10 protein-coding genes are annotated in these 12075 nt (G+C 59.6%); 8 read left to right on the top strand and 2 right to left on the bottom strand.

What is annotated here, in order from left to right; genetic code table 11:
- Positions 1–92: 92 nt before the first annotated feature.
- The 4 genes from rimA to ACA079_RS01130 all read left to right on the top strand — a co-directional run bounded on the left by rimA (position 93) and on the right by ACA079_RS01130 (position 3679).
- Entirely contained in the window at positions 93–872 is a 780-nt protein-coding gene (gene rimA / locus ACA079_RS01145) for a S6 modification regulatory phosphodiesterase RimA (protein ID WP_497702299.1), read from the top strand.
- A 17-nt stretch (positions 873–889) separates the two neighbouring features.
- On the top strand, positions 890–1369 hold the full coding sequence (rimB, locus tag ACA079_RS01140) for a retropepsin-like aspartic endopeptidase RimB (RefSeq protein WP_008149289.1): 480 nt from the start codon (positions 890–892) through the stop codon (positions 1367–1369).
- Positions 1366–2271 carry a 30S ribosomal protein S6--L-glutamate ligase gene (gene rimK, locus ACA079_RS01135; RefSeq protein WP_134419496.1) on the top strand — a complete coding sequence of 302 codons (906 nt, stop codon included), beginning with the start codon at positions 1366–1368 and terminating at the stop codon, positions 2269–2271. The genes rimB and rimK overlap by 4 nt, the downstream gene beginning before the upstream one ends.
- A 247-nt stretch (positions 2272–2518) precedes the next feature.
- Entirely contained in the window at positions 2519–3679 is a 1161-nt protein-coding gene (locus tag ACA079_RS01130; RefSeq protein ID WP_497701980.1) for an integrase core domain-containing protein, read from the top strand.
- 63 nt (positions 3680–3742) lie between these two features.
- On the opposite strand, the gene ACA079_RS01125 is transcribed toward ACA079_RS01130, so the two are convergent.
- The gene (locus ACA079_RS01125) at positions 3743–5056 is read right to left on the bottom strand and encodes an ATP-binding protein (RefSeq protein ID WP_497702298.1); all 1314 of its coding nucleotides are present in this window, start codon (positions 5054–5056) and stop codon (positions 3743–3745) included.
- 115 nt (positions 5057–5171) lie between these two features.
- The gene (ompR, locus tag ACA079_RS01120) at positions 5172–5912 is read right to left on the bottom strand and encodes an osmolarity response regulator transcription factor OmpR (protein ID WP_008149284.1); all 741 of its coding nucleotides are present in this window, start codon (positions 5910–5912) and stop codon (positions 5172–5174) included.
- 361 nt (positions 5913–6273) lie between these two features.
- On the opposite strand from ompR, the gene ACA079_RS01115 reads away from it, so the two are divergent.
- The 4 genes from ACA079_RS01115 to tauA all read left to right on the top strand — a co-directional run bounded on the left by ACA079_RS01115 (position 6274) and on the right by tauA (position 12068).
- Positions 6274–8598, top strand: coding sequence for a Tex family protein (locus ACA079_RS01115; RefSeq protein WP_497702297.1), 2325 nt, complete (start codon positions 6274–6276; stop codon positions 8596–8598).
- Positions 8598–8981 carry a PaaI family thioesterase gene (locus tag ACA079_RS01110; RefSeq protein WP_008149280.1) on the top strand — a complete coding sequence of 128 codons (384 nt, stop codon included), beginning with the start codon at positions 8598–8600 and terminating at the stop codon, positions 8979–8981. The genes ACA079_RS01115 and ACA079_RS01110 overlap by 1 nt, the downstream gene beginning before the upstream one ends.
- A 270-nt stretch (positions 8982–9251) precedes the next feature.
- On the top strand, positions 9252–10835 hold the full coding sequence (gshA, locus tag ACA079_RS01105) for a glutamate--cysteine ligase (RefSeq protein WP_497702296.1): 1584 nt from the start codon (positions 9252–9254) through the stop codon (positions 10833–10835).
- 255 nt (positions 10836–11090) lie between these two features.
- Positions 11091–12068: a taurine ABC transporter substrate-binding protein gene (gene tauA / locus ACA079_RS01100; protein ID WP_008149275.1), complete on the top strand. Its 978-nt coding sequence runs from the start codon at positions 11091–11093 to the stop codon at positions 12066–12068.
- The last annotated feature ends 7 nt before the right edge of the window (positions 12069–12075 follow it).

Genomic DNA, 12075 nt, shown 5'->3' with positions numbered 1-12075 from the left:
TCGGAACTGTACTACCGTTTCTGTCGGGCGCAATAACTCGACCCTCCAGCTAGAATGCGATCTTGGCCGGATCACCGGCATGGAGTGATCGAGTGACTACATTTCCGTCTTCATTGACCTCGCCTCAGGGCGGGTGCCAGGGTTGTCAGCAAAGCGAGCCACTGGGCTTCGATTTTGCCTTCGCCTACCAACCGATCGTCGATTTGCGAGACCAGTCGATTTTCGCCCATGAGGCACTCGTGCGCGGCGTAAAGGGTGAAGGTGCGCTGTCGATTCTCGATCAGATCACCGAGGACAACCGCTACCGCTTCGATCAGCTCTGCCGGACCCGAGCCATTGAAGGCGCAGCGAATCTGGGGATGCAGACACATCTTTCGATCAACTTCATGCCTAACGCCGTGTACCGCCCGGAGCTGTGTATTCGCAGCACGCTGGAAGCAGCGAAAAAATACAACTTCCCCATCGACCGGTTGATTTTCGAAACCCTGGAAAGCCAGCACATAGATAACTATCGCCATTTGACCAATATTCTGCGTGAATACCGCGAATTCGGCTTCAAGACCGCCATCGACGATTTCGGCGCGGGCTACTCGGGGCTCAATCTGCTGGCTGATTTCCAACCGGACCTGATCAAACTCGACATGGCACTGATCCGCGATGTCGACCGTGATCGTGTTCGTCAGGCTATCGTTCGAGGGATTGTCACAATCTGTGCGGAGCTTAACGTTACAGTCATTGCCGAAGGGATCGAAAGCGCCGGAGAACGGGACTTCCTGGCGGACTGTGGAATTTTTCTGATGCAAGGTTACTGGTTCGCCAAACCTACATTCAAAGCGTTGGCTCAGGTAACTCCTGAGGCCTGGACGTATTAATCGCTGGTTTATTCCTATTGAAGACATTTGACCATTTGACCGTTGTCGGTCTGCGCGAGTGGGTGGCGCTCCCGGATTTGGGAGTCGCGGGCCTGCGCGCAAAAATCGACACCGGCGCCAGCACCTCCAGCCTGCATGCCACCGATATCGAGCCGTTCGAGCGCGACGGGGAGCAGTGGGTGCGCTTTACTGCTCACTTGGGCACGGTGGTGCAACTGCGTCACCGGCGCTGCGAAGCACCGCTGGTGACGATGAAAACTATCAAAAGCTCCAACGGCCACGCGCAGATGCGTTACGTGGTCAGCACCACCCTGGCGCTCGGTGATCGGGTCTGGCGGGTCGAGTTCACCCTCGCCTGCCGCAAGTCCATGCGTTATCGCCTGTTACTCGGTTCCAAAGCCCTGATCGACGGCCAGTTGGTGGTCAATCCGGGTATTAAATATGTTCAAGACAAGCCGGTGTTCCCGGTATCTACCTCCTCCACAGGTGTTGCATGAAGATCGCTGTGCTGTCGCGGAACCCGCGTCTGTATTCCACTCGTCGTCTGGTCGAAGCCGGTACTGAGCGTGGCCATGAAATGGTGGTGATCGACACCCTGCGCGCCTACATGAACATCGCCAGCCACAAGCCGCAGATCCATTACCGCGGCAAGCCGCTGGAAGGTTTCGATGCGGTGATCCCGCGGATCGGCGCGTCGGTGACGTTCTATGGCTGCGCGGTGTTGCGCCAGTTCGAAATGATGGGCGTTTTTCCACTCAATGAATCGGTGGCCATCGCCCGCTCGCGGGACAAACTGCGGTCCCTGCAATTGCTGTCGCGCCGGGGAATTGGTTTGCCGGTCACTGGTTTTGCGCACTCCCCGGACGACATTCCCGACTTGATCGAGATGGTCAATGGCGCGCCGCTGGTGATCAAGGTGCTGGAAGGCACTCAGGGCATCGGCGTGGTGATGTGTGAAACGGCGACAGCGGCCGAGTCGGTGATCGAGGCGTTCATGGGCCTGAAGCAGAACATCATGGTTCAGGAATACATCAAGGAAGCCGGCGGGGCAGACATTCGCTGCTTCGTGGTGGGCGACAAGGTGATCGCGGCGATGAAGCGCCAAGCCAAGCCTGGGGAGTTTCGCTCCAACCTGCATCGTGGTGGCACCGCCAGCCTGATCAAGATCACGCCGGAAGAACGCATGACGGCATTGCGTGCGGCGAAGGTCATGGGGTTGGCGGTGGCGGGTGTGGATATCTTGCGTTCCAATCACGGGCCGCTGGTGATGGAAGTGAATTCTTCGCCAGGGCTGGAGGGGATTGAAACCACCACCAGCAAGAACGTGGCGGGGATCATCATTGAGCATCTGGAGAAGAATGGTGGGCCGAATATGACGCGCACCAAAGGCAAGGGCTAAAGCCAAGAGCCCCCTCACCCTAACCCTCTCCCCAGAGGGTAGAGGGGACTGACCGAGGTGGCTTTCGCTATACATCGACCTGAGATTCCGAGTCGAACTCAGGTTTTGAAAAGCATGGAGATCTGCCCCCTTTCCCCCTCTCCCCTATGGGGAGAGGGCTGGGGTGGGTAAAAACCGGGTACATCCTTTACGTTTGAGACCGGGGACATGGTTTACAGGTATCAATCATGGTCAGGAGGTACTGACCATGCCCTGGAATCGAGAGTCCCCGATGGATCAGCGAGTGAAATTAATCCATGACTGGCTTAGCGGCAGTTACAGCAAGAGCCAACTGAGTCGACGATATGGCGTTAGCCGTCCGACGGTCGATAAGTGGCTTGATCGGTATGCAACCTGCGGCGTAGATGGCTTGAAAGAGCGCTCGCGAAAACCGCTGAGCTGTCCGCACCAAACCCGCGATGAAATCATTGCCACGTTGCTTGCGAAGAAAAGCGAGCACCCGGATCGCGGGCCGAAGCAACTGATCCAGCGCCTGCGCAATGCGCAGCCGCAGATCGCTTGGCCGGCTGCCAGCACCGCTGGAGAGTGGCTGAAAAAGGCCGGTCTGGTGATTCCTCGACGGCTGCGCCAGCCCCGTCCGCATGGGCCCGTGCATCTACGTCAGGCCGACGAACCCAATCAAACCTGGTGCGCCGATTTCAAAGGGCAATTCAAAACCCAGGACGGCCACTGGTGCTATCCGCTGACCATCACCGACCATGCCAGTCGCTATCTTCTGGAATGCCGGGCGCTTCCCAGCACCCACGGTGAACCTACGCGTCAGGGCTTCGAGTGGGCGTTCCGGGAGTTCGGCATGCCTGATGTGATCCGCACCGATAACGGCGCGCCATTTGCGTCGACAGGCTTGGCCCGCCTCTCCAGGCTGTCCGTCTGGTTCATCAGGCATGGTGTCCACCCCGAAACAATCAAGCCAGGACGCCCGGATCAGAACGGTCGGCATGAACGCATGCACCGCACGCTAAAGGCTGCCGTGCTCAGGCCGCCGGCAGAAAACCTGCTGCGTCAGCAGCTTGCCTTTGAGGACTTCGTACAGGATTTCAATCACGCACGGCCTCATACGGCGCTGGAGATGAAGACGCCAGCGGATATCTATCGCCCGTCACTCAGACCTTATCCAGGCTATTTGCCGGCGGTCGAATACGGGGCCGACGTCGAAGTACGGCGGGTGCGCAAGAATGGTGAGATCAAGTGGCAAGGGGCCCTGATCTTTCTGGGCGAGGCACTGATCGACGAGCACGTCGCGCTGAAGGAAGTGGCTGATGGCGTGTGGGAGTTGTACCTTTGCTCTTTCCCTTTAGGCAGGCTTGAACGCGGTGCCAAACGCGTATCAAGCCTGTTAAATGTGTAAACGATGTACCCGGTCAAATGTGTAAAGGATGTACCGGTCTCTACAGTGAGGGGTGGCTCTTGGCTACACCGCATCTCTAGGCAACATCAACCCAAGCGGCAACCGCACCCGCGCTTCCAGCCCGCCACCCGAACGGTTACGCAGCTCAACATTCCCCCCATGCATCGAAGCAATCCGCTTCACGATCGCCAAGCCCAACCCGGTCCCCTTCCCGCCCCGGGCACGATCACCCCGAGTAAACGGGTTGAAAATCGCCTCCAGCTCCGACGGATCAATCCCCGCCCCACGGTCCATGACACTCAGCACCACATACGGCGCGCTGGTATCCCCGGACACATAAGCCGCCACCTCAACCCCGCTGCCCGCGTGATGCAGGGCATTGCCAATCAGGTTGTTCAGCAACCGCTTCATCGACACCCGACGCAACGGAAATGGCTGAATCGGCTCCAGGCGCAGTCGCACTTTCTCTTCATTCTGGTTGTACGGCGCTGCGACTTCGCGCACCAGATCGCTCAGGTCTACCTCTTCCACCGACTCGTCGCGACCATCGCGAATGAACGCCAGGAACTGGTCGAGAATCGCGTCCATGTCTTCGATGTCACGGACCATGTCATCCGTCAGGTCGCTGTGGTCGCCCATCAACTCCAGAGATAGCCGTAACCGGGTCAACGGTGTACGCAGGTCGTGGGACACCCCGGCCAGCATCAACTCGCGCTCGCGGCCGGCCTGTTCGACGTCTTCGGCCATCTGATTGAAGGCGCGGTAAACCTCGGTCATTTCACTCGGCGTGTCGCTGATCGGCAGGCGCACACTGCGACCCTGGCCGAGTTGCCTTGCGGCATAGACCAGACGTTTCAATGGTTGATTGAGCTGGCTGACGAAGATCCACGCCGAGGCGGTGGACAGCAGACCGATAGCGAGGAACCAGCCGAGCACGTTCCAGATTTTCTGGCCGCGCAACGGATGCGGGTAAAGCGGCACTTTCAGCCAGCCATCACCCAGACTTGGCGCCCGAACCCACAGGGCCGGCGGCGAGTGCATACGCAATCGGACTTCGGTGTCGGCACCCAGCTCCGCTTGCATCTGCCGCTGATAGATCTCGCTGTAAGGCCAGTGTTGCTCACCTTCCGGCACGCCAGCGCCCACTACCCGGATCAGGGTCGCGGCATCGGCAATCTTCGTGCGGTTTTCTTCATCGGCCGCCCAATAAGCGCGTAGCGTCAGGGCGACGCCGTGGCTGTATTGGCGGTCCACCAGCACGTCTTCGTTCATCAACAGATAAACCAGGGTCAGCGCCTTGGAGAACAGGACGACGATCAGCACCAGCCAAAGGGTGCGGGAGAAGAAACTCTGGGGGAACCAAATGGGGGTTTTCATGGATAACCGCTAAACACTTGCAGGAGCGAGCGATGCTCGCATATTGCGGATCGCGAGTCTGCGAGCAAGGTCATCTGACCCGTTGCCCGCAAGACCCGCTCCTACAAATCACCGATCACTTGGTGGCGGCGCCATCCGGAACGAACACGTAACCCACGCCCCAGACTGTCTGGATGTAACGCGGCTTGGACGGATCGGGCTCGATCATCCGGCGCAGACGGGAAATCTGTACGTCGATGGAGCGCTCCAGGGCGTCCCACTCGCGACCACGGGCCAGATTCATCAGCTTGTCGCGGGTCAGCGGCTGACGGGCGTTCATGACCAACGCCTTGAGCACCGCAAACTCACCGGTGGTGAGCATGTGCACTTCGTCGCCGCGTTTGAGCTCGCGGGTGGCCAGGGACAGTTCGTAGTCACCGAAGGTCACGCTTTCGTCTTCGCTGCCCGGAGCGCCCGGTACTGGAGCCGACTGACGACGCAGGACGGCTTTGACGCGAGCCATCAGCTCGTCCGGGTTGAACGGCTTGGCCAGGTAATCGTCGGCGCCCAGCTCCAAGCCCTTGATGCGGCTCAGCTCATCGCCCTTGGCGGTCAGCATGATGATCGGGATCTGATTGTTCGCGGTGCGCAGGCGGCGGCAAGCGGTCAAACCATCTTCGCCGGGCAGCATCAGGTCGAGGACGACCAGGTTGAACACTTCACGCGCCAGCAGGCGATCCATTTGTTCAGTGTTCGGCACGGCGCGGGCGCGGTAGCCCTTGCTGACAAAAAAACGTTCCAGCAGGCTGCTCAGCCCTGGATCGTCGTCAACAATAAGAATTTTTTCGCCTTCAGCAATGTTTGCAGTGCTGCTCATTAGATGCTCCTTTGATCTCGGCGCGCATTATGGCGTAGCTGCCGTTATACGCACCGTGTGCATTGTTAGCAGATTTTTCCTTGATCGCCAGAAATCAGGCCTTTCTGCCTACAGCCTGCGATGCCCCCGAATGACAGAACGCTGGTTATAATGCGCGGCCTTTTGTGTCAGGCAACGTCTGATCATTACTGTAGGTGGCCGTTTTTTATTTTCATGGCGCCGGCAGTAATTGTTCGATTTCACGGGTCAACGGGATACCTGTTGATCCAGGTAGCGGCGCAGGCCAGGCCGCTCAACCAGACTCGCCGAGCCCTTAACTCTGCGCCTGCGAGCCTGCTTTCACAATTTGTCAGGTGGTTTTATGGACAGCATCAACAGCCGCATCGCCGAGGAACTCGGTGTACGCCCACAACAGGTCGAAGCGGCCGTCGCGCTACTCGATGAAGGCTCCACGGTGCCCTTCATCGCCCGTTACCGGAAAGAAGTGACCGGCAGCCTCGATGACATCCAGTTGCGTCATCTGGAAGAGCGTCTGCGCTACCTGCGAGAACTCGACGAACGGCGTATCAGCATCCTTGCCAGCATCCAGGAACAAGGCAAGCTGACCCCGCAACTTGAACGCGACATTAAGCTCGCCGACACCAAAACCCGCCTCGAAGACTTGTACCTGCCGTACAAGCAGAAGCGCCGCACCAAGGGCCAGATCGCCCTGGAAGCCGGCCTCGGCGAGCTGGCCGACGGCCTGTTCAACGACCCGAGCCTGACGCCAGACGCTGAAGCCGCGCGCTTCGTCGATGCCGAAAAAGGCGTCGCCGATGTGAAGGCTGCCCTCGAAGGCGCCAAATACATCCTCATGGAGCGCTTCGCCGAAGACGCCGGCCTGCTGGACAAGCTGCGCAGCTACCTCAAGCAGGAAGCCACCCTCAGCGCCCGCGTCATCGCCGGCAAAGAAGAGGAAGGCTCCAAGTTCCGCGACTACTTCGAACACGATGAACCGCTGAAAAGCATGCCGTCGCACCGCGCGCTCGCAATTTTCCGTGGTCGCAACGAAGGCATTCTGAGTTCGGCGCTGAAAGTCGGCGACGAACTGCCGGGCGCCATGCACCCGTGCGAAGGCATGATCGGCCAGCAATTCGGCATTCAGAACCAGAACCGCGCCGCCGACAAATGGCTGGGCGAAGTGGTGCGCTGGACCTGGAAGGTCAAGCTCTACACCCACCTCGAAACCGACCTGCTGGGCGAACTGCGCGACGGTGCAGAAACCGAAGCAATCAACGTGTTCGCCCATAACCTGCACGACTTGCTGCTGTCGGCGCCGGCTGGCCCGCGTGCCACATTGGGCCTCGACCCGGGCCTGCGCACCGGTTGCAAGGTGGCCGTGGTCGATTCCACCGGCAAACTGCTGGATCACGCCACGGTTTACCCGCACGTGCCGCACAACAAATGGGATCAGACCATCGCGATTCTGGCTGCCCTTTGCGCCAAGCATGCCGTGGACCTGATCGCCATCGGCAACGGCACCGCCAGCCGTGAAACCGACAAGCTGGCCGCTGAGCTGATCAAAAAATACCCAGCCATGAAGATGACCAAAGTCATGGTCTCCGAGGCCGGCGCATCGGTTTACTCGGCGTCGGAACTGGCTTCCAAAGAATTCCCGGACCTCGACGTGTCGATCCGTGGCGCGGTGTCGATTGCCCGTCGCCTGCAGGATCCACTGGCTGAGCTGGTGAAGATCGATCCGAAATCCATCGGCGTCGGCCAGTACCAGCACGACGTGTCGCAGCTGAAACTGGCGCGCGGCCTGGACGCTGTGGTCGAAGACTGCGTGAACGCCGTGGGCGTGGACGTGAACACCGCCTCCGTGGCGCTGCTGGCCCGCATCTCCGGCCTCAACGCGACCCTGGCGCAAAACATCGTCAGCCACCGCGACGAGCACGGCGCCTTCAAAACCCGTGCGGCGTTGAAGAAAGTCGCTCGTCTGGGCGAGAAAACCTTCGAACAGGCCGCTGGCTTCCTGCGCGTCATGAACGGTGACAACCCGTTGGATTCGTCTGCGGTTCACCCGGAAGCCTATCCGCTGGTCCAGCGCATCGCCGCTGAGACTGACCGCGATATTCGCTCGCTGATCGGCGACGCCAGCTTCCTCAAGCGTCTTGATCCGAAAAAGTACACCGACGAAACCTTCGGTCTGCCAACGGTCACCGACATCCTGCAAGAGCTGGAAAAACCTGGCCGCGATCCACGTCCCGAATTCAAGACCGCCGAGTTCCAGGAAGGCGTCGAAGACCTCAAGGACCTGCAGCTGGGCATGATCCTCGAAGGCGTGGTGACCAACGTGACCAACTTCGGTGCTTTCGTCGACATCGGCGTGCATCAAGACGGTTTGGTGCACATCTCTGCGCTTTCGGAGAAGTTCATCAAGGATCCGCGTGAAGCGGTGAAGGCCGGTGACGTGGTGAAAGTGAAGGTCATGGAAGTCGACATCCCGCGCAAACGCGTTGGCCTGTCGATGCGCATGAGCGACACGCCGGGCGAGAAAATCGACGGTGCCCGTGGTGCGCGTCCGGGTTCGGCGCCACGCCAGTCCCAGAACACCGCGCCGCGTAAAGAAACCACGGCGGCGGCTCCGGCCAACAACGCCATGGCTTCGCTGTTCGCCAACGCCAAGCAGTTGAAGAAACGCTGATGGACATCCCGGCCGGGCTGACCGAAAGCGCTTTTTTCAAGTTGCTGGGGTGTCGCTTGCACAGTCTGGAGACCGGGGTGGCGCAAGTCGCCCTCGGGCTTGCGCCAGAACTGCGCAATCGCGGCGGCAAGCTGCACGGCGGGGCCTTGTTCAGCCTGGTGGACATTGCCATGGGGCTGGCCTGTTCCAGCACCCACGGCTTTGACCAGCAGAGCGCAACCATCGAGTGCAAGATCAACTACATTCGCGCCGTCGCAGACGGTGAAGTGATGTGCACGGCGCGGGTGATTCACCCGGGCCGGCGCACGCTGGTGGTCGAAGCCGACGTGATGCAAGGCGACAAACTCGTCGCAAAAGCACAAGGCACGTTCGCTGTCCTGTAGCTAGTGATCATCAATTTGAGTTAATTTCGGCGCTAAGAAACCTGTGAGAGCGAGCTTGCTCGCGATGAGGGCGTGTCAGTCAACATCTATGTCGTCTGATGCGCCGCCATCGCGAGCAAGCCCGCTCCCACAGGGATTGTGGCGACTCGGCTAACTGACATTGGCCTGTGCTGCTCAAAAACCAGGCGAAAACGCCAGTTTCAACTTCACCCTTGTAGACCGTCTTGCCCACCCCCATATTGGGGCGACTGACGCGTGAAGGAATCCAACTTGAGCGAACTTCTCAACCGCCGCCTGGCTCTGCTCGGCGAGCGCGCTAACCTCTCTCTGCTCGAACAGTGCCTTCACGGCATCGAACGTGAATGCCTGCGCGTGACCGGCGAAGGTCGCCTGGCGCAAACGCCGCACCCGGAAGAATTGGGTTCCGCGCTGACCAACGAACAAATCACCACCGACTATTCCGAGTCGCTGCTGGAGTTCATCACGCCTGCCCTGCCCGACCCGGCGGATACGCTGGCGAGCCTGGACAAGATCCACCGTTTTGCCTACAGCAAGCTCGGCAACGAGTACCTGTGGAGTCCATCGATGCCGTGCCCGTTGCCGGCCGAGGAAGACATCCCGATTGCCTACTACGGCACCTCCAACATCGGTCAGCTCAAGTACGTCTACCGCAAGGGCCTGGCCCTGCGCTACGGCAAGACCATGCAGTGCATTGCCGGGATTCACTACAACTTTTCCCTGCCGGAAAAGCTCTGGCCACTGCTTAAAGAGGCTGAAGGCTTTGTCGGCACCGACCGCGACTATCAGTCGTCGGCCTACATCGCGCTGATCCGTAACTTCCGTCGCTACAGCTGGCTGCTGATGTACCTGTTCGGTGCTTCGCCTGCGCTGGACGCCGGTTTCCTGCGTGGTCGCTCGCATCAGTTGGAACAACTGGATCCGGACACCTTGTATTTGCCGTACGCCACCAGCCTGCGCATGAGCGATCTGGGTTACCAGAGCAACGCCCAGGCTGGTCTGACGCCGTGCTACAACGATCTGGCCAGCTACACCGACAGCCTGCGCAAAGCGGTCGCGACGCCTTACGCGCCGTACGTCGAAATCGGCACGCATCAGGACGGTGAGTGGGTTCAGCTCAACACCAACATCCTGCAGATCGAAAACGAGTACTACTCCAACATCCGCCCGAAACGCGTGACCTACACCGGCGAACGGCCGATTCAGGCGCTGGTGGCCCGTGGCATTCAGTACGTTGAAGTGCGTTGCCTGGACATCAACCCGTTCCTGCCGATGGGCATCGACCTGCCGCAGTCGCGGTTCCTCGACGCATTCCTGTTGTACTGCGCGCTGAACGACAGCCCGCTGCTGACCAATACCTCGTGCGGCAATGCGACCTCGAACTTCCTCAGCGTGGTCAAGGAAGGTCGCCGTCCGGGCCTGCAATTGCAACGCGACGGTCATCCGGTGGACCTGAAAGAGTGGGCCGGCGAGTTGCTGGAGAAGATTGCACCCCTGGCGGCGATGCTGGATCAGAGTCATGGCGGCGATGCACATAGCAAGGCGCTGGATGCGCAACTGGCCAAGGTCAAGGACCCTTCGCTGACGCCATCGGCCCAGGTGCTGGCGGCGATGGCTGAGCACAAGGAGAGCTTCGCTCAGTTCTCCCTGCGTCAGAGCCAGGCACATGCGGAGTTTTTCCGCAGCGAGCCGCTTTCAAGCGAAGACCAGGCGAAATTTGAAGACCGGGCACGTTCGTCGCTGGCTGAGCAGATTGAGCTGGAGCAGAACGAAGTCGGCGATTTCGATGTGTTTGTCGGGTCGTATCAGGCGAGCATTCTGGCCATCAGCAACTAAGCGGCGCCTGTCAAAAGATCGCAGCCTTCGGCAGCTCCTACGGGACGGTGCCAGGGTTGCGATTTTTTTTGCCCGCACCACGCAATTTCGGATCCACAGGCTACCTTTGTAGGAGCTGCCGAAGGCTGCGATCTTTTGATCCTTTAGAATATTCCGCTCATAAGCTCATTCGAAAAAGTTATTTATTTTCGGATTCTTATATCATTTAGTCTCCTTTTCACGCCGACTCTCGGTCGCCTGACAAGGAGCTTCTCAATGAAACTGACTTTCCCCCTTCGCCTCCTGGCGGCCGCGTCTCTGGCTGCGGTGAGTTTCTTTGCCCAGGCGGCTGACGTCACCGTCGCCTACCAGACCACCGTAGACCCGGCGAAAGTCGCCCAAGCCGACGGCGCGTACGAAAAAGCCACCAACGCCAAAATCGACTGGCGCAAATTCGACAACGGCGCCGATATCATCGCCGCCATCGCTTCCGGCGACGTGCAGATCGGTTACCTCGGTTCCAGCCCCCTGACGGCGGCAATCACTCGCAAAGTCCCGGTAGAAACCTTCCTCATCGCCACGCAGATCGGCGCCGCCGAAGCCCTGGTTGCCCGCGACGGTTCCGGGATCAAAACCCCACAAGACCTGATCGGCAAGAAAATCGCCGTGCCGTTCGTTTCCACCGGCCACTACAGCCTGCTGGCCGCGCTGAAGCACTGGAACATCGACCCATCGAAAGTCACCGTCCTCAACCTTGCCCCGCCAGCCATCATTGCTGCGTGGAAACGCGGCGACATCGACGCCACTTACGTGTGGGACCCAGCCCTCGGTGTCGCCAAGGAAAACGGCAAAGTGCTGATCACTTCCGGTGAACTGGCCAAGTTTGGCGCGCCGACTTTCGATGCGTGGATCGTGCGTAAAGACTTCGCCGAGAAGCACCCGGAAATCGTCACCGCGTTCGCCAAAGTGACCCTCGATGCCTACGCCGACTACCGCAAAGACCCGAAAGCCTGGCTCGCCAACCAATCCAACGTCGACAAGCTGGTGAAACTCTCCGGCGCCAAGGCCAGCGACATTCCATTGCTGCTGCAAGGCAACGTCTTCCCACTGGCGGCTGATCAGGTGATCACCCTCGGCGCGCCGACCACCAAGGCCATAACCGACACCGCCGCGTTCCTGAAAGAACAAGGCAAGGTTGAAGCCGTGCTGCCGGATTACGCCCCGTATGTCAGCGCCAAGTACATCACCAACTGATCGGAGT

This window comes from Pseudomonas sp. LBUM1645 (assembly GCF_059716185.1).
This window is presented reverse-complemented; position numbering and strand designations above follow the sequence as displayed.

What these genes read in the sequence shown, in the direction of transcription:
- rimK (WP_134419496.1), top strand. Translation starts at nt 1,366, where the DNA reads ATGAAGATCGCTGTGCTGTCGCGGAACCCGCGTCTGTATTCCACTCGT.
- ACA079_RS01130 (WP_497701980.1), top strand. Translation starts at nt 2,519, where the DNA reads ATGCCCTGGAATCGAGAGTCCCCGATGGATCAGCGAGTGAAATTAATC.
- ACA079_RS01125 (WP_497702298.1), bottom strand. Translation starts at nt 5,056, where the DNA reads ATGAAAACCCCCATTTGGTTCCCCCAGAGTTTCTTCTCCCGCACCCTT.
- ompR (WP_008149284.1), bottom strand. Translation starts at nt 5,912, where the DNA reads ATGAGCAGCACTGCAAACATTGCTGAAGGCGAAAAAATTCTTATTGTT.
- ACA079_RS01115 (WP_497702297.1), top strand. Translation starts at nt 6,274, where the DNA reads ATGGACAGCATCAACAGCCGCATCGCCGAGGAACTCGGTGTACGCCCA.
- ACA079_RS01110 (WP_008149280.1), top strand. Translation starts at nt 8,598, where the DNA reads ATGGACATCCCGGCCGGGCTGACCGAAAGCGCTTTTTTCAAGTTGCTG.
- tauA (WP_008149275.1), top strand. Translation starts at nt 11,091, where the DNA reads ATGAAACTGACTTTCCCCCTTCGCCTCCTGGCGGCCGCGTCTCTGGCT.